This is a genomic window from Shouchella patagoniensis, from assembly GCF_002019705.1.
Classification (GTDB): Bacteria; Bacillota; Bacilli; order Bacillales; family Bacillaceae_D; genus Shouchella; species Shouchella patagoniensis.
On sequence record NZ_KV917377.1, the window covers coordinates 259,022 to 276,901 of the forward strand.

The 17,880-nt window shown below is 38.1% G+C and carries 23 protein-coding genes; 20 read left to right on the forward strand and 3 right to left on the reverse strand.

The genetic code is table 11. The annotated features are described in order from the left end of the window. Window positions 1-42 precede the first annotated feature (42 nt). The 9 genes from deoC (at window position 43) to BK584_RS01525 (ending at window position 6,831) form a co-directional block, all read left to right on the forward strand. Window positions 43-717 (forward strand): deoxyribose-phosphate aldolase, encoded by a 675-nt coding sequence (gene deoC, locus BK584_RS01485; protein WP_078390946.1) that lies wholly within the window; start codon window positions 43-45, stop codon window positions 715-717. A 407-nt stretch (window positions 718-1,124) separates the two neighbouring features. Further along, window positions 1,125-1,553 carry an acyl-CoA thioesterase gene (locus tag BK584_RS01490; RefSeq protein WP_078390947.1) on the forward strand — a complete coding sequence of 143 codons (429 nt, stop codon included), beginning with the start codon at window positions 1,125-1,127 and terminating at the stop codon, window positions 1,551-1,553. Further along, window positions 1,553-1,855, forward strand: a complete 303-nt coding sequence (locus BK584_RS01495; protein ID WP_078390948.1) for a hypothetical protein — start codon at window positions 1,553-1,555, stop codon at window positions 1,853-1,855. Before BK584_RS01490 ends, BK584_RS01495 begins: the two co-directional genes overlap by 1 nt. A gap of 15 nt (window positions 1,856-1,870) precedes the next feature. Next, a complete protein-coding gene (gene nadE / locus BK584_RS01500; RefSeq protein ID WP_139365589.1) occupies window positions 1,871-2,698 on the forward strand; it encodes an NAD(+) synthase in 828 nt (275 codons plus the stop codon). A 104-nt stretch (window positions 2,699-2,802) separates the two neighbouring features. After that, on the forward strand, window positions 2,803-3,285 hold the full coding sequence (locus BK584_RS01505; RefSeq protein ID WP_078390949.1) for a DUF4352 domain-containing protein: 483 nt from the start codon (window positions 2,803-2,805) through the stop codon (window positions 3,283-3,285). 102 nt (window positions 3,286-3,387) lie between these two features. Continuing rightward, window positions 3,388-4,299, forward strand: a complete 912-nt coding sequence (metA, locus tag BK584_RS01510; protein ID WP_078390950.1) for a homoserine O-acetyltransferase MetA — start codon at window positions 3,388-3,390, stop codon at window positions 4,297-4,299. A gap of 61 nt (window positions 4,300-4,360) precedes the next feature. Further along, window positions 4,361-5,233 (forward strand): alpha/beta fold hydrolase, encoded by an 873-nt coding sequence (locus tag BK584_RS01515; protein ID WP_169870986.1) that lies wholly within the window; start codon window positions 4,361-4,363, stop codon window positions 5,231-5,233. A 30-nt stretch (window positions 5,234-5,263) separates the two neighbouring features. Further along, on the forward strand, window positions 5,264-6,481 hold the full coding sequence (locus BK584_RS01520; protein WP_078390952.1) for an EAL domain-containing protein: 1,218 nt from the start codon (window positions 5,264-5,266) through the stop codon (window positions 6,479-6,481). 17 nt (window positions 6,482-6,498) lie between these two features. Next, a complete protein-coding gene (locus tag BK584_RS01525; RefSeq protein ID WP_139365590.1) occupies window positions 6,499-6,831 on the forward strand; it encodes an iron-sulfur cluster biosynthesis family protein in 333 nt (110 codons plus the stop codon). A gap of 23 nt (window positions 6,832-6,854) precedes the next feature. Here the strand turns inward: BK584_RS01525 and BK584_RS01530 are convergent, their stop codons facing one another. Together BK584_RS01530 and BK584_RS01535 are read right to left on the reverse strand one after the other, a co-directional pair. Continuing rightward, window positions 6,855-7,145, reverse strand: a complete 291-nt coding sequence (locus tag BK584_RS01530) for a YppG family protein (protein WP_078390953.1) — start codon at window positions 7,143-7,145, stop codon at window positions 6,855-6,857. A 14-nt stretch (window positions 7,146-7,159) separates the two neighbouring features. Next, entirely contained in the window at window positions 7,160-7,579 is a 420-nt protein-coding gene (locus tag BK584_RS01535; protein WP_078390954.1) for an Hsp20/alpha crystallin family protein, read from the reverse strand. Between the two features lie 80 nt (window positions 7,580-7,659). Here BK584_RS01535 and BK584_RS01540 point away from each other — a divergent pair, with 80 nt between their 5' ends. The 7 genes from BK584_RS01540 to BK584_RS01570 all read left to right on the forward strand — a co-directional run bounded on the left by BK584_RS01540 (window position 7,660) and on the right by BK584_RS01570 (window position 13,433). Next, complete coding sequence (locus tag BK584_RS01540) at window positions 7,660-8,589, forward strand: dipeptidase (RefSeq protein WP_078390955.1); 930 nt, start codon at window positions 7,660-7,662, stop codon at window positions 8,587-8,589. 30 nt (window positions 8,590-8,619) lie between these two features. Continuing rightward, window positions 8,620-9,312, forward strand: a complete 693-nt coding sequence (locus BK584_RS01545) for a SurA N-terminal domain-containing protein (RefSeq protein ID WP_078390956.1) — start codon at window positions 8,620-8,622, stop codon at window positions 9,310-9,312. A 58-nt stretch (window positions 9,313-9,370) separates the two neighbouring features. After that, window positions 9,371-10,255: a chemotaxis protein CheV gene (locus tag BK584_RS01550; RefSeq protein WP_169870988.1), complete on the forward strand. Its 885-nt coding sequence runs from the start codon at window positions 9,371-9,373 to the stop codon at window positions 10,253-10,255. 257 nt (window positions 10,256-10,512) lie between these two features. Next, complete coding sequence (locus BK584_RS01555) at window positions 10,513-10,818, forward strand: HesB/YadR/YfhF family protein (protein WP_078390958.1); 306 nt, start codon at window positions 10,513-10,515, stop codon at window positions 10,816-10,818. A 30-nt stretch (window positions 10,819-10,848) separates the two neighbouring features. Beyond that, window positions 10,849-11,733 (forward strand): UV DNA damage repair endonuclease UvsE, encoded by an 885-nt coding sequence (gene uvsE / locus BK584_RS01560; protein WP_078390959.1) that lies wholly within the window; start codon window positions 10,849-10,851, stop codon window positions 11,731-11,733. Between the two features lie 7 nt (window positions 11,734-11,740). Beyond that, a complete protein-coding gene (gene msrA / locus BK584_RS01565; RefSeq protein ID WP_078395334.1) occupies window positions 11,741-12,265 on the forward strand; it encodes a peptide-methionine (S)-S-oxide reductase MsrA in 525 nt (174 codons plus the stop codon). A gap of 4 nt (window positions 12,266-12,269) precedes the next feature. Continuing rightward, window positions 12,270-13,433, forward strand: coding sequence for an alpha/beta hydrolase (locus tag BK584_RS01570; RefSeq protein WP_078395336.1), 1,164 nt, complete (start codon window positions 12,270-12,272; stop codon window positions 13,431-13,433). A gap of 13 nt (window positions 13,434-13,446) precedes the next feature. Here the strand turns inward: BK584_RS01570 and BK584_RS01575 are convergent, their stop codons facing one another. Then, complete coding sequence (locus BK584_RS01575) at window positions 13,447-13,698, reverse strand: DNA alkylation repair protein (protein ID WP_078390960.1); 252 nt, start codon at window positions 13,696-13,698, stop codon at window positions 13,447-13,449. Window positions 13,699-13,976: 278 nt separating this feature from the next. Here BK584_RS01575 and qoxA point away from each other — a divergent pair, with 278 nt between their 5' ends. The 4 genes from qoxA to qoxD are packed head-to-tail and all read left to right on the forward strand — an operon-like array spanning window position 13,977 to window position 17,848. Continuing rightward, window positions 13,977-14,936: a cytochrome aa3 quinol oxidase subunit II gene (gene qoxA, locus BK584_RS01580; protein WP_078390961.1), complete on the forward strand. Its 960-nt coding sequence runs from the start codon at window positions 13,977-13,979 to the stop codon at window positions 14,934-14,936. Between the two features lie 27 nt (window positions 14,937-14,963). Next, a complete protein-coding gene (gene qoxB, locus BK584_RS01585; protein WP_139365591.1) occupies window positions 14,964-16,913 on the forward strand; it encodes a cytochrome aa3 quinol oxidase subunit I in 1,950 nt (649 codons plus the stop codon). A 2-nt stretch (window positions 16,914-16,915) separates the two neighbouring features. After that, window positions 16,916-17,530 (forward strand): cytochrome aa3 quinol oxidase subunit III, encoded by a 615-nt coding sequence (gene qoxC, locus BK584_RS01590; RefSeq protein ID WP_078390963.1) that lies wholly within the window; start codon window positions 16,916-16,918, stop codon window positions 17,528-17,530. Continuing rightward, complete coding sequence (qoxD, locus tag BK584_RS01595) at window positions 17,531-17,848, forward strand: cytochrome aa3 quinol oxidase subunit IV (RefSeq protein WP_078390964.1); 318 nt, start codon at window positions 17,531-17,533, stop codon at window positions 17,846-17,848. Window positions 17,849-17,880 lie beyond the last annotated feature (32 nt).

Consider the following 17,880-nt stretch of genomic DNA (forward strand, 5'->3'; position numbering starts at 1 on the left):
TATCATGAGTGGGGCAATACAACTGACGAAAGGGTGAGAAAAATGGCGGAAACGATCGCACATCTCATTGACCACACACTGCTTAAAGCAGATGCAACTGAAGAACAAATTATACAATTGTGTAAGGAAGCAAAAGAGAATCAATTTGCCTCTGTTTGCATTAATCCTTATTGGGTGAAAACGGCTTATCAAGAATTAAAAGATCAAAAAGAAGTAAAAGTATGTACAGTCATTGGCTTTCCTTTAGGTCAAAATACAGCGGAAACAAAAGCGTTTGAAACGACTAATGCGATTGAAAATGGTGCGACTGAAATTGACATGGTTATTAATATATCTGCATTGAAAGATCAAAAAGATGAAATCGTTCTTGAAGATATTGAGTCGGTTGTCAAAGCAGCAAAGGGAAAAGCATTAACAAAAGTTATTATTGAAGCTTGTTTGTTGACTGATGAAGAGAAAGAACGCGCTTGTAAGCTAGTTGTACAAGCTGGAGCAGATTATGTGAAAACGTCAACCGGATTTTCTACTGGTGGTGCTACAGTAGAAGACATCAAATTGATGAGAAAAACGGTTGGTAAAGATGTTGGAGTCAAAGCATCTGGCGGGGTACGTGATTTGAGTGGGGTAGAAGCGATGGTTGAAGCAGGAGCCACTCGGATCGGTGCTAGTGCTGGTGTCGCTATTGTCGCCGGAGAACAAGGCAAATCTGATTATTAAGATCAGCATAAGAAAAGCAGGAGCTCAATCAACGATCGATTGAGCTTTTTAGTAACCAATTTGTCGTTTGACCGTCATCTTCAGGGGGAAGAAGAACGGTAATTATGGTTATTATTTAAAAGGTCCAATGAGAGCCCGCTTTAAAGAGCGGTTATCTTTTGTGAACAATATTCATTATGATATACTAAAAAAAGTCGTCAAATGTATAAAAAAATTGTGATTTGGGATAGATACTTTGTCGACGCTAGACTAGAGAATGAATAAACGATGTATCATGTGAATCGACAAAAGCCTCATCATTCGATCGATAATAATGAACGAAATATAATGCAAGACAAGCTATGTGACTTCAATGTGACTTTTAGGTATAATATTCAAAATGGGAGAGAACGGAGTGGTTAAAACCATTGGCACACAAGACTTTTACAACGATCAAACCACAATATGCTGACACCGATATGATGGGTGTTGTCTATCATGCCAATTACTTAAAGTATTTTGAACTAGGGCGAACTGAATTTATTGAAGAGGCCGGTTTCAGCTATGTTGAAATGGAGGAAGCTGGTTATTTTGCTCCTGTTTATGACGTTCACGCTACTTACAAGCAGGCACTCCGTTATGGAGATAATGCTACAATATCAACATGGATTACGTTAAATGATGGTATAAAAACGGTCTACACATATGAGATACATAATCAACATGGTGTTCTTTGTATTAGTGGGTATACAACGCATGTGATTGTGAAGAAAGATACATTCCGACCAGTCCCCTTTAAGCGTGCGTTTCCGGACTGGTATCAAAAGTACGTACAGCTGATGGATCAACAAAGTTAATGGCATTTGGAATAAAACGCTGTGAACTTGATGCTTGGAAAGAAAGGGCTTCTGCTGGTAAGATAGCGATCTTGACACATTATTGGTACGATCGTCGTTTTCCTAATGCTTCTACTGTAACGAAAGTTGCTTGTAGCAATAGAGAACGATTAGTCGACTGGGGTAAGCATTATGCTTTACGACCAGAATGGATTCATGAAAGAGATAATTTTTCTCATTTTGATTTATTGGAGGATAAGCAAATAGAAGTTTTAAAAGCCGAAGGGTTGCTTTGGCAACTTGAACGCTTATCAAATACTTAAAATGGAGGGTTCGATATGAAAGTGAATCAAGATTCGATCAGAGCTGATTTACATACAAAAGAAGAGATTAATCCTACAAAAGAAATTCGTTCAAGAGTGGATTTTTTAAAGAAGTATTTGACCAAAGTAGGCGCTAAAGGGTATGTGCTTGGAATATCAGGGGGACAGGATTCCTCACTTGCTGCGAAACTAGCTCAATTAGCAATCAATGAATTAAATGAGAATCAGCCAGGTGAGTATACATTCCATGCTGTTCGATTACCTTATGGTGTACAACATGATGAAGATGATGCGAGAAAAGCATTGGCGTTTATTGGTGCTGACCGGGTTTATACGGTAAACATTAAACCAGCTGTTGATGCATCTGCACAAGCATTTAAAGAAGCGACAAATGAAGAGCTGTCGAACTTCTTAAAAGGAAACATAAAAGCAAGAGAAAGAATGAAAGTACAATTTGATTTAGCTGCACATTATAAAGCATTGGTAATAGGAACAGATCATGGTGCTGAAGCTGTGACAGGATTCTTCACAAAATTTGGCGATGGTGCATGCGATGTGGCTCCTCTTTTTGGTTTAAACAAACGTCAAGGAAAAGAGCTATTGGAACATTTAGAAGCACCAAAGTCATTGTATGAGAAAGTACCAACTGCTGATTTAGAAGATGACAAGCCTGGTTTGTCTGATGAAGAAGCTCTTGGGATGACGTATAATCAAATTGATGATTATTTAGAAGGGAAAAAAATTGACACTTCTATTCAACAGCAGTTGGAATCACGTTATGTTGCAACAGAGCACAAACGGCAATCACCAGTCACGATTTATGATGAATGGTGGAAAGGCTAAAGAAATACATCTCTTCTTAATTAACTGTTTCAGAACCATGTATGGGCAGCATTTTTCAGGCATACAATGGAATATATAGCAGATGAAGGGGAGAGAGGGGAAACATGAAAGAAAAAGTATTAGTGTTACTTGGATTAATTGCTTGTTTATTATTGATTGTAGCTTTTTCAAGAGGGTTTGTTTCAAATGATGAAACAACTTCATCAAACGAGAATGAAGATGATGAAGTGACAGTTGGAGAAACCCAAGAATTAAGAGGAATAGAAATCACTTTAAATGAAGTGACGACAATTGAAGAAAAAGAGGACGAGCTAATTGTAAAAGTAGATTTGACTGTAAAAAATGAACGTGACACAACGATCAATCTTTCCTTGTTGAACATGACTTTAATGGATGAAGATTATTATGCATACTCACATGCATCTAATGTTGAGACGAAAGGGATTCTTGGCGGTCAAATTCCTGCTGGTAGAGTTGTGTCAGGTGAAGTTGCTTATATCGTTCCAGAAGGAAATACATTTGAATTTATGTATACTGATCATATCCAGGAAGGGCAATTGATTTTCCCAATTGAGCTTGATCGTTAAGGTTATGCACTTGCATAACCTTTTTTATGGTCTTGAAACTATATTTAACTTGCGTTAAGATGATTGAAAAATGAATGTTTTCATTTTTAGGGGAGAGAGACGATGCCGATTAAAATTCCAGACCATTTACCAGCGAAGAATATTCTTCTAAAAGAAAACATATTTGTGATGGATGAAAGCCGGGCGTATACTCAAGATATAAGACCGCTTAAAATATGTATTCTTAATTTAATGCCAACAAAACAAGAAACGGAAACGCAATTGATTCGCTTATTAGGCAACACGCCTTTACAAGTTGACGTATCATTACTACATCCAAGTAGCCATGCGCCAAAGAATACATCAAAAGAGCATTTGAATTTATTTTACAAAACGATTGATGAAGTGAAGCAACTTAAGTTCGATGGGATGATTATAACGGGTGCACCTATTGAGACATTACCTTTTCATGATGTGAATTATTGGAATGAAATGACTTCAATTCTTGACTGGACAACAACAAATGTCACGTCTACTTTACATATTTGTTGGGGCGCTCAGGCAGGTTTGTTTCATCATTATAAGGTTAAAAAACAACCGTTAACTAACAAGCTTTTCGGCATCTACTCTCACAAGGTGGATGTACCAAACGTGAATTTACTGCGAGGTTTTGATGATGTCTTTCTTGCTCCTCATTCGCGCCATACGACAGTCAGCAGAGAAGATATCGAGAATACAGAGGATTTAATGGTGCTTAGTTCATCAAATGAGGCAGGTGTTTATATTGCTTCATCTAAAAATGGAAAACGCGTTTATGTTATGGGTCATTCAGAATACGATGCTCAAACACTTAAACAAGAATATGAACGTGACTTAAAAAGAGGAATTGCTTGTGAAGTACCGTTTAATTATTTTCCCGAAGATGATGCAAAAGCATCGCCTCTTTTACAATGGCGAGCCCATTCAAATTTATTGTTTTCTAATTGGTTAAACTATTATGTTTACCAAGAAACACCATATCATTTACATGATTAAAACCGAGCAATCGGTTTTTTTTATTTATTCCCGTGCAGACTAAATGTAAGGAGTGATGGCGATGCGGACGCTAAAACCAATGAAGTCTTCTTACTATTCTATTGACAATGCAACTGTTTATTTTGAATATTTCACTTGTGAAAAAAAACCAATCGGGACGATCTTATTTCTTCACGGTTTTTTTTCCTCATGTGCAAGTTTCCATAAATTAATTCCATTTTTACTAAAAGAATTTGATGTTATTAGTTGTGATCTACCTGGTTTTGGAAAAAGTAGTAAACATAAACGATATTTATATTCCTTTAATAATTATGCAAGAACGGTTATTAAGTTGTTGGACGAATTGGAAGTACAACAAGCTTGTTTAATCGGTCATTCTATGGGCGGTCAAGTTGCTTTATATGCTGCAAAAGAGTATCCGAATCGTGTACAGTGCCTTGTATTACTTGCTAGCTCCGGGTATTTGAAAAGAGTGAAACAACGGTACCGTGTAGCATCTTATTTTCCGTTTGCTTCCTATTTCGTGAAACGATTTATACAAAAACCAGATGTTCGTATGGTGATTGAAGAGGCTGTTTATGATAAGGGCTGTATTGATGAGCAAATGGTACAACATTATCATACACCGCTTCTAGATCCTCACTTTTGTATTGGATTAATTCAACTTAGCCGTCAGCGTGAAGGGGATTTAACTTCAGATCAATTGACATGTATCAATCAGCGTACTTTACTGTTAGCTGGTATAAGTGATCCACTAATTCCCGTGAAAACGAGTGAGCGTTTGTATCATGATTTGCCAAATAGTAAGTTAGTTTTATTAGATAAATGCGGCCACCTTATACCAGAGGAGCGACCGACAGAAGTGGCTGAAAACATACTCTTTTTTTTACAAGATGCGCATGGGGCGAAGCCAGGAGCGAATATGATACAATAAACAAAAAGCAGCTCTGAACGAGGTGATAGTATGGATCCGCTTGATATTATGATGAACAAAAATCAAGTTATCCCTTATTTCCTCCCCATTATTAGCGCAGATAAACAGCAGATTATTGGTTATGAAGTGCAGGCTTATTGGGTCGATGGAGATGAAAAAATTAATCTAAATTGGTTCTTCGAAGATCGAGATATTCCAAGTGATTATTTGCTTGAATTAGAGGATGATTTGCAAGAGAAAGCAATATCTCTCTATACAAAAGAAAAGCAGTCGAGTGTACTTTGTTTTCATTACAGTGCAAACTTATTAAGGAAAAATGCAGGTGAAGAATTACTTGCAAGGCTTGAAGCAATAGACAGTTTAGGGATACCTTTACATCGGATTATTGTGATCATAGGTTGCCAGCATACTTTGGAAGAATTGTTAGAAGTTAAACACACAATGGTATACATGCAAAGCCTTGGAGTTCAAATTGCAATTGATGCAGACTCATCTACGCCAAATCAATTTGAGTTGTTCACACAGCTTCGTCCAAACGTCATACGTGTTAATTGCCGGTTCTTAGAGGAAAATGTCTTGCCCGGTATGTATAAGGACGTGCATCAACCACTCTCACAATTGGCGAGAAAAATTGGCGCCACCTTATTATTTGAAGGTGTGGAGACATTCAAACAGCTTAATTATGCTTGGAGAAGCGGTGGTCGTTATTATCAAGGGTCGTATTTAAGACACGGTGAAGAAACGTTTATCGATGAAAATGAATGTAAAAACAAATTGACGAAGGATATGAATCATTTTATTCATTTTGAACGTCAGAAGATGGAGGCGCAATTTCAACTTTCAAATGCGCTAACAACAACGATTAAACAAGCAATGAAAACGATTGAGTCATCGCAAGAATATGATGAAGTGATTTTGAAAGTGGCGAGTATGTTAGATGAATTCACATTTCGCGTATATATTTGTAATGCTAACGGCTTTCAAGAGTCAGCTAATGCGGAAAAAAATGAAGAGGGTAAATGGGAACTTCATAAAGAAGGTAGAGCTAAAAACTGGAGTTGGCGCCCGTATTTTTTAGAAAATATTGTTCGGATGAACGTTGAGAAAAAAGGAATCTTATCAGATCTTTATATAGATATTGAACGAGATGAACAAATTCGAACGTATTCCTACCCATTAACCAATACGTTGTATGTATTTATTGATATACCTTATGCGTATTTGTTTGAACAAGATGGGTTGCTATAGATAGGAAGGGGAAAAACATGCAAATAAATATTACAGAAGAAGCGGCTAACTACTTAAAGGATCGTAACTATTCAACCATACGTGTCGCAGCAAGAGATACATTCGAATGTAGTACAATGGTTGAATTTTACTTACAAGAAGGAGTTTTTAAAGAAGACGATCAGCTAATTAAAGCAAATGATTTGACGTTTCTTTATGATAATAAAGCAGAGGAAGAGATAGGGAAGGTGATTAAGGTTGATTATGTATTATCACAAGGGCTAAAGTTGCTTGCTCCTCGAGGGACACTCGCTTATGCGCAAAAAGTAAAACCATTAGACTGGGAACCAGACACCAGAGGAATGTGTTAAAAAGGGCAGTATCTGCCTGCCCTTTATTTAATAAAAAAGTTGCTAACTTTAGCTACATAAGGAGAAACTTGTCTAACGGTTTTTACAAATTGGTCTACAGAAGTTGCGGTGCGCGAGAAATCAAAGTTCCCATTTTCATTCGTAAATGGGGCTGCCCACATTGATCTTTTTTTAGGAGCAGTCGATGGTTGTTGCCCTTGAGGGTAGAAACGTCGAGGATATGGAAACGGTGGTCTGTGTCCTCGATTAACTTTATTCGGTCTACCATGCATTTGAGGGTTGAAGTGAGACTGTCGCCTGCTTGGTGGAAACATCTGTATCACCTCCTTTACTTTATAGCTATCGTTTTACGGTGACCTGTAATCTTAATACGAAGGAGACCGTTTTGATAATGGGCATGAATATCATGGTCTTGGAAAGGAAAGGGAACTGGAATGACACGTTCCTTCCTTATGCTCGAACTTTGACGACTGATTAGATTTGATTCTTCCTCAAGAGTCATGAGCTCATCTACATTCTGGAGACGAATGATTAGTGCTTGATGATGTGCTTCTAGCTCGATTTGTTCTCGTTTAATTCCTGGAAGGTCCGCTTCTATTATAAATTCATTGCTTTCCTCTTTCACACGCACTGGAATTGCTTGACCAAATAACTGCGTCGGGAAATGTTTGAATGTTGACTGGAAAAATTGATCAATCGATGCCATGAAATTAGTAGAGCCCTGATTTTTTCGGGAATTGTCAGACATCGTAAAACCTCCATCCCTATAATTCTAATTATGTGTGATGATCATTGCTCTATCGTATGAAATAAGGGGGGCGAATGTGAATGAAAGTAATTGATACGCACTGTGATGCATTGCTGAAATTATGGAGAGATGAAACAAAGTCATTTATAAATGATCCGGAAATAGATACGAATGCAAATCGGTTAAAAGCAGGGAACGTCTACGTACAGTTTTTTGCCATATGGGTACCAGATCGAATCCCCCAGGAATTAAAGTTTCAAGTTGTATTGGACCAAATGAACGCATTTTATGAAAGAGTTTTAAGCCTTCCAAATATAAAACATATTCGTTCGTATTCACAAATTAATCAATTGAGCGATGGGGAGATTGGAGCTGTTTTGACATTGGAAGGGATGGATGCAGTAGGGAGTGATTTAGGTAAATTAGAATGGCTCTATGAACAAGGGGTTTGTTCCATCGGTTTAACTTGGAATGATGCAAATTTATGTGCTGATGGGATTGGTGAGGCGAGAGGGGCAGGTTTGACTCAATTAGGGAAAAAAGTGGTGGAAATGAACAATGAACGCGCTGTAACAAACGATGTATCGCACTTAAGTATCCGTGCTTTTTGGGAAGTGATTGAGCGGTCTACACATACAATAGCAAGTCATTCAAATGCTTTTGCAATCTGTCAACATGACCGGAATTTACGCGATGAGCAAATAGATGAACTAATTAAACAAAATTGTTTTATAGGAACCGTTTTTTTCCCTACATTTGTAAAATGTGAACAAGAGGCTACTATTACTGACTTAATCAAGCACATTGATTATATAGCTGGCAGAGGCGGCGTTTCTCACATTGGATTTGGATCAGATTTTGACGGTATCAAGCATCATATTACTCAATTAGAGCACTCGGGCATGTATGATCAATTAATTAATGAATTATGCAAACATTTTAGCGAGGAAGAAGTCAAAGGTTTTTGTCATGGTAATTTCTTGTCAAAGTCGTTATTTGTTATAAATTGAAATAGAGATAGGTATTGGAGGGACATAGTCGTGGTGAAGAAAATGGCAGCGGTAGCTTTCATTATGTTACTTGCAGCTTGCAGTGAAGAATCGAGTGAGGAACCTTACACACAAAAGTATAATTCAGTTGATCCTGAAGAGTGGCCGAATGTAGTTGCAACAGTAAACGGTGAAGAGATACATAAAAACAAGATTGAAGCGGACTTTGTAGATTATACAAATGCCTATGAGCAGGCTGCATCTAGTTCAGAAGAAGAGCAGCTTATGGTTTATGAACGTATTTTAACTCAATTGTTAACTAGTGAAATTGAAACGGAGCTACTTTTACAAGCTGCAGAGGCAGAAGAAATTTATGTTACCGACGATGAGCTTCAAGAGGCAATTCTGGATCTGCGTTTAGAAGAGGGCATCGAGTCCGATGAAGAATATGAAGAAGTAATACGTGCTGGAAACATGACTGTTGAAGAATATGAAGAACAAATAAAAGAAGACTTATTACGATTTAAATTTTTAGATTCAGAACAAGGATCACCAGATATTACTGAAGAACAAATTAATGAGACGTACGAAGTGGATTATGGAGAAACAGACATTGAATTAGATGAAGTTAGAAACTTAATTATAGCTGAACTTGAGGCAGATTATAGACAAAATGGAGCTGCCAGACTTTTTGAGCGTCTTCGTGAAGAAGCTTCAATTACACTATTTATTGAACGAGACTAAACATCTCTCTTAAGCTGGCCGATAAGAAAGGAAAGTGGTCAGCTTAATGGAGGTTAGTATGGCATTATCAATATTTCAAGTAGAAGAGAAAAGTTATGATCAAGAGCTTATTTTGTTCATGCTAAATAAAGAATATTTTGCGTTAAATGTTTTAAAAGTAAAAGAAATCATTCGTCCGCTTCCAATAAGTGCCTCTCCAAACCGCCATGCAATCATTGAAGGTGTCATTCGTTTTCGTGATGAAGCGATTCCCGTCATAAACACGTATCAGTTAATGGATATGCAGGAAGAAGAGAGCTTCTATTTTATCATTGCGGAAGTAGGTCAACGTACAATTGCATTAAAAGTATCAAATGTTCTAAGAATCGTACAGGCTCACTCAGAAGAGATTAAACACGTACATCACATAAGCCAGGGTAAGGAGACATTTGTTTCAGGCATGATGCCTCTTGAAGAAAGGGAGTTTGCCTATTTACTTGATCTAGAAAAAGTGATCCACTTTATTCATCCAATCCATTTCGATACTGACTTTTCCGAAGGATTCTTACGCAATAGAGGGGACTATCCTATCATCTTACTAGAAGATTCTGTCACAATACGTCAGTTGATTGTCGAAGCATTACATGATGGTGGATATGATGATGTGACAACGTTTAGCAACGGACTTGACGCTGTGAAGTACTTGGGAGATGAGGATAATGTTATTGAGTACAAAGCAATTGTAACAGATATCGATATGCCATTTTTAAACGGTCTTGAATTCACAAAGCAAATTCGACAATCAAAGCGTTACGAAGCAACACCGATTCTTTCGTTTTCGTCACTTGAAGCTTCTGTTATGGCAAAAAGAGGAGAATCTGCAGGTGTAACTTTTCATGTCGCTAAACCTGACATCCCTCTTTTAATTGAAAAGCTCGATACATACTTATTAGAAAAAAGCTGATCTGCAATTAATTGATCGGCTTTTTTTGATTTGTTTTTTCCAGTTGTTCAAATGAGATTAATCGTAATTTATATAATAAGGAGGCATATGCATAAGGATTCTTTTTCACAAACATCGTCCACACTTCCTTTTTTTAATAATATATGCACGGATGAAAAAAAGTTTCCCTAGTGAAACAAAATCGACTTTTTGGACGTGAACAACCATTATTGATATGATAAGCACAAACGGATTCGAGATAAGGGGAGTAAAATACCATGAATATATATATAACAAAACCAGCACTAGCTTGGTTTAAAGAAGAATTTGAAACAGGAGACAACTTGGTGCCCATTCGTTTATTTGGTCGATATGGAGGTTGTGGGTCATTGCAAAGTGGTTTTTCATTAGGCATCAGTCAGGCAGAACCGCTGCACCCCGTAACGATAAAAGAAGAAGAAGGATTTCGTTTCTTTGTTGAGGAACAAGATAGTTGGTATTTTGATCAACATGACGTCAAAATAAAGTACAGTCGCAAATTAGATGAAATTCAATTCGAATATGAAGACTCTGACGAAGAGTAATACGTTAACGACTTAGAATAGGAGTACGTGATGAGACTTGGCTATGCCTGTTTAAATACAACGATTCCAAGCCGCTTTAAGACTTGCCGTCTTCAAACAATGAGACTAGAGGGAATGGAAAAGATAAAAGAGTTGACGCTCCATAATTTGAACCAGCTTAAAGCCATTGTTGAGTGGAATTTAGAATATGATATTCGTTTCTTACGATTGTCGAGTGAACTAGTACCATTCGCAACTCACCCAGAGATGACTTGGAATTGGAAGCAAGATGAGGATGTATTGAAGCTTACGAACCAATTTAAAAAAGAGCAGCAAGAAAAAGGGTTGCGCTTCTCAATGCACCCTGGACAATACTCTGTTTTAAACTCTCCTAAAGAGCATGTAGTTGAGAATGCAATTAAAGATTTGCACTACCATAGTGATTTTTTGGATTTGGTCAATGGTGAAGATATCATTATTCATACGGGTGGCGCATATGGAGATAAAGATAAAGCAAAACAAGCATTTGCTGACGTTTACAAGACGTTACCAAAATCAATTAAACAAAAACTTAGGCTTGAAAATGATGACAAAACCTTTCATGTAAAGGATGTTCTGGAGATTCACTCATCTTGCGGGGTTCCTATTTGTTTTGATATTCATCATGAGCGTTGTTTCCATACAGGCGAAGAAGAAATGACCACATTGTTTGACAACGTTGCTGCTACTTGGAATTCTTTACCTAAAGTGCATATAAGTTCAGGAAAAACAAGCAAGAGTGACCGGAGTCATGCTAATTATGTAGATATTGAAGATTTTAAAATGCTTTTGCGTGTTTTACAATTGCATGATGTTGATGTAATGATAGAGGCGAAAGCAAAAGAAAAGGCTGTATTAAATTTAAGAGTGGATATGAAAAAAATGGGGGAGATTTAAGGTGACGATTGAGAAAGCGACTTTTGCTGGTGGTTGTTTTTGGTGCATGGTACAACCGTTTGATCAACTTCCTGGTATCGTGGAAGTGAAGTCAGGTTATATGGGCGGTACAATTGACCAACCTAGATATGAGCAAGTAAAGACAGGACAGTCGGGTCATTTGGAAGTGGTCCAGATTACATATGATTCAACAACATTTCCATACAATCGATTGTTAGAACTATATTGGCCACAAATTGACCCAACAGATGCAGGTGGTCAGTTTCAAGACAGGGGGAGCCAATATACAACAGCTATCTTTTACCATAATGAGGATCAAAAAAAGCTAGCTGAATTGTCCAGAAAAGAGATTGAAGCAAGTGGTCGTTTTCAAAAGCCCATTGTGACATCAATACGACGAGCTGACACATTTTATCTAGCAGAGGATGAACATCAAGATTTTTATAAAAAACAACCAGAAGCTTATAAAAAAGACAGAAAAGAAAGTGGTAGAGATGAGTTTATCGTAAAAAACTGGGATTCGGGTCGCTGAAATGATGAAGCATAATTGGTCTTTGCTAGTACGTATTTCAATGTCAGGATTGTTAGTGCTAGTGTTGGTTAGTTTGCTTTCTATTTTTTTTGTGCAAAGTTTACGATATACAGAAGCTGGTAAAGTGCCGCCAAAAACGGCTGTCATGCTACATGCTGTAAATAAACAATTACTGCCTGAAGGTTTAAAAACACCTTCTTTTCTAGCAAGTAAAGCGCCACCAACCATTCAACAACTTGAGATGATAATGGATACAAAAGATGGTGATACAATACCAATCCGAGTTTATAAACCGGTCGCGGATGGTCCTCATCCTGTAATTGTCTATTTTCATGGCGGAGCATTTATGGAAGGGTTTGGAAACATCGAAACGCATGATAATATTATTCGTTCCCTAGCAGCACGGACTAAAGCAATTGTCGTAGCGCCAGGTTATCGCTTGGCACCAGAACATGTCTTTCCTACTGCTGTAAATGATAATTATGAAACGTTAGAATGGGTTGTTGAATCGTCTGAACAACTTGATGCTGATGTTGAGAGAATTGCGGTTGCTGGAGATAGTGCTGGCGGTAATCTTGCTGCTGCGGTGGCATTAAAAACGAAGCAACTCGATGGGCCAAAGATAGAAAGTATGGCATTACTTTATCCATTAACAACATTTGAAGACATAGAGCTAAATTCTCGTGACCGTTATTCAAGTGGCTATTATTTTCTGTCCCGTTCTGTTATGGAACGGGCAAGGGAAGTTTATACGCCTAATAAGATGGATTGGCATTCCCCATACTCTTCTCCATTGCTTGCAGAGGATTTATCTGATCTGCCTGATACACTTGTTATTACAGGAGAATTTGATCCCTTGAGAGATGAGGGCGAAGCATTTGCTCATCGTCTACATGAAGCGGGAGTATATACTGAAGCAGTTCGTTTCAATGGTGTGATGCATGGGTTTATTTCCTTTTACGAAGTAATGGGTAGAGGCGAGGAAGGAATGCAGTTAGTATCAGATTTTATGCGTCGCGCGTCTTCTGATAATGCTCTGACTACTGATGAAGCACAAATGTTTAAAGTGAATATTAGACAAGAGCAAGATACTTGGCGAGATGAAGTAGAGGCGTATATAATGGGAGTTTATTTAATTAGTCGTCACATTCAAAGTTGGTTTTCGTAAAAGAGCAGTCCCCTTATGAAAGGGGACTGTTTTTAGCATAAGCAGTAAATGCTTGTTCAGACTCATTTAAACCACACGCCCCACATTGGATGCGTATTTCAGGTCCGTTATAGTTTAGATGAAATGCATCGAGATGAGCTTCTTCATATGTTTCTGCAATTTCACCGCTTTTAGGATCCAGTTTAACAGGTTGCGCTTCCTGCTTTATTTGATGAAACCTTGTGCGATTTGTTTTGCATTTTGGACATAAATAGGGACTACTCATTAATCTACCTCCTTTTTGTTTAGTGTCGACCAATTTAGGGTATTTCATGATTGCGCTAACAAGAAATGAATGGTAAAGATGTGTCTGCTTCGCAACTTTTTTTTGTCTAATTTATGATAATTAATTGTTTGTGCTTTGATTTCGGAGCATTTCTTGCAGGAAAGTGTTAGGATGTAAGCAGCTATGTTACACGTTCATCATTTCACATAGTTTTGCGCAACCATTTATTTTATTATGCCAAAAGAAAGGTGATTTTATTGAGTACACCATCCACTTACATGAAATGGATTACTTTTGCGATGGTCGCTCTCTTTCTGAGTGGCTGTGGGAATCTAACAGTTCTTGACCCGCAGGGTCCCGTAGCGGATCAGCAAAAAAGCCTGATCATGTTATCCATTTGGTTTATGATTTTTATTGTTCTTGTTGTATTCGTGATGTTAACAATTATGCTCGTGAAATATCGTGACAGAGCGAACAATGATAATTATGACCCGTCAATTGAAGGAAGTCATAAGTTGGAGCTAACTTGGACAATTATTCCGATTGTAATTGTTACAATCCTTTCTGTTCCAACAGTAGTTACGATTTACAATCTTGAGGAAGCGCCAGAGATTGCTGAGGGAAGTGTCCAAACGGATCCATTGGTTATTCATGCAACAAGCGCTAACTGGAAATGGATTTTTAGCTATCCTGAAGAAAATATTGAAACCGTTAATTACATCAATATTCCTGTAGATCGTCCTGTCTTGTTTAAATTAACGTCAGCTGATTCAATGGCATCCTTTTGGGTCCCACAGCTTGGCGGACAAAAATACAGCATGGCGGGTATGGAAACAGAATTGTTTTTAGCAGCAACAGAAGTCGGTACGTATGATGGGCGGAATGCAAACTTTACGGGAGAAGGTTTTGCAGAACAACGTTTTCTTGTTAATGCAATGACCGATGAAGCCTATGATAATTGGGTAACAGATGTGCAAGAAGAGGCACCTAGTCTCTCTGAAGATGAATATGCTCATTTAATGGTTCCAGGGCATGCAGAAGAAATGACCTTTTCATCCACGCATCTTGAGTTTGTTAATCATGTTTATGATGCTACTTACTCACTTGAAAAGCGTGCGGAGCTTGGTTATGAAGCTTGGAGCCCTCATTCAAGAGAAGGTAAAGCATTTGAAATGCCATTGTTATCTCAACCTATTGATACTTCTAAAACGTATGAGGTGGATTTAGAGGATGAATGATGGTAGTTACAATGGAAGAGAGGGGATATACCGTTGAGATGGGATGAATTTATAGTAACGGGTGACCCGTTTATACTAGGGGCGCAGATTTCGATCGCGCTTACCAGCATAATCGCAATTGTTGCCCTCACATATTTTAAAAAATGGAAAACACTTTGGTCTGATTGGATTACAACAGTAGATCATAAAAAAATTGGTATTATGTATATTGCCTGCGCACTTTTAATGCTTTTCCGCGGTGGCGTAGATGCAATGATGATGCGTGTGCAATTAGCAGCTCCAGAGATGGAGTTCTTAAACGGACAGCATTATAATGAGATCTTCACAACTCATGGTACAATTATGATTATCTTTATGGCAATGCCATTCTTAATTGGTCTAATGAACGTTGTTGTACCATTGCAAATTGGCGCGCGTGACGTAGCCTTTCCGTTTTTAAACAACTTAAGTTTTTGGACGTTCTTTTTTGGGATGGCACTTTTTAATCTGTCGTTTATTATCGGCGGTTCACCTTCAGCTGGTTGGACATCGTATTTCCCGCTGGCTTCAAATGATTTTAGCCCCGGTGTTGGACAGAATTATTACGCATTAGGTATTCAACTATCAGGTATTGGTACTCTTGCGACAGGTATTAACTTTATTGTAACGATTCTTAGAATGCGCACAAAAGGCATGTCATTGATGAAAATGCCAATGTTCACTTGGACTGTTTTTATTACTTCATTAATTATTGTGCTCGCATTTCCTGTTTTAACTGTTGCACTTGCAATGATGACATTTGACTTATTATTTGGTTCAGCGTTCTTTACATTGCAAGGTGAAGGACTTGATATGCTATGGGCGAACTTATTCTGGATTTGGGGGCACCCTGAAGTTTATATTGTTGCCTTGCCAGCATTTGGGATTTTCTCAGAGATTATATCAACCTTTGCCCGTAAAAAATTATTTGGTTATAATGCGATGGTTGCATCCATTGTGATCATTTCATTCTTAAGTTTCCTTGTATGGGTACACCATTTCTTCACAATGGGAAATAGTGCAGCTGTGAACTCGTTCTTCTCCATATCAACCATGGCGATTTCGATTCCGACAGGTGTTAAGATCTTTAACTGGCTCTTTACACTACACAAAGGGAAAATTCGATTCACAACACCGATGCTTTGGTCATTAGGGTTTATTCCGAACTTCGTTATCGGTGGGGTAACAGGTGTTATGCTTGCCATGGCAGCTGCTGATTACCAGTATCACAACACGTATTTCCTAGTTTCGCATTTCCACTATGTATTAATTGCGGCTACTGTATTTTCATGTTTCGCCGGTCTTATTTACTGGTACCCAAAAATGTTTGGTCATCGTATGAATGAGCGCATTGGGAAATGGGTATTCTGGATCTTTATGATTGGCTTTAACGTATGTTTCTTCCCGCAGTATTTCTTAGGACTAGATGGAATGCCACGTCGAACCTATACGTATTTAGAATCTGATGGCTGGTTCTCACTTAATTTTATTTCAACCGTTGGCGCATTTATGATGGCTGCAGGTTTTGCACTGTTTGTGTATAACATTTATTACAGCTGGCGTTATGAGAAGCGAGATACGACAGGAGACCCATGGGATGGACGTACACTTGAGTGGGCGACATCTTCAGCGGCACCTCCGTTTTATAATTTCGCGAAAGTCCCTGAAGTATCTGAAAGAGACGCATTCTGGGATATGAAAGAAAAAGGCTTTGATCCAAATGAGGATAAGAATTTCGAAAAAATTCATATGCCGAGTAATTCGTGGTTATCACCAATTATGGCTCTGTTTATGTTTATTGCCTCATTTGCACTTGTGTTCAGTTGGTTTTCAATTGCAATTATCGGTGCGATCGGTATCTTTGCTTGTATGATTATCCGTTCCTTTGATTACAATGACGGTTACTATGTAAGTGTAGAAGAAATCGAAGAAATCGAAAACAAAGCGAAGGAGGCGTAACGATGGCTTCACATGAATCAATTAATCCGAATGCACCACTAGAGTATCAATCATCTGAAGGCAAAAACAATATCCTTGGTTTTTGGATCTTCATCGGCGCTGAATTCGCCTTGTTCTCGACGTTATTTGCTTCTTATTTCGTCTTGGTGGACCGAAATGCCGGAGCGATTTCGACAGGTGAATTATTTGATTTGAGCCTGGTGTTAGCCATGACATTCTTGCTTCTGACAAGTTCATTTACTGCAGGAATCGCTATTCATGAAATGAGGGCCGGAAGAGTAAACCGGATGCTCGTCTGGGTCGGTTTAACACTTTTACTTGGGCTAGGTTTCTTAGGCTTTGAAATTTATGAGTTTGTTCATTACGCTCATGAAGGAGCTACATTATCTGCAAGCGCCCACTGGTCTACATTCTTTGTTTTATTAGGAACACATGGTTTACACGTAAGTGTTGGTGTTGTTTGGATGCTCTTGCTTGCGATTCAAATTAAACAAAGAGGATTAACGCCACGTACAACATCGAAGTTCTTTATTGCAAGCTTGTATTGGCACTTTCTTGATGTTGTTTGGATCATTATCTTTACAGGCGTTTACTTGCTTGGAATGGAGTGGATTTAGATGGCAAACAACAATGAAACATCGGCCAATAATCACCACGGGTTTCCATGGCAGCATTTAATTGGCTTCTTACTGTCAATTGTTTTAACGTTGCTTGCTGTATGGGTTATGACTCAAACAAATTTAGCTTGGAGCGTTCGAGTAATCATCGTCTTTGTCTTTGCATTCATCCAAATGTCTGTGCAATTGTTTATGTTCATGCATATTGGTGAAGGAAAAGATGGCAAATGGCAAATTGGTCATACGCTATTCGCTCTTGTGATTGCGATTATCATTGTGCTAGGTACGTACTTCGTTATTATGACGGGTCACGTTTAAATAAAAAAACGCATTCCAAAATTGGAATGCGT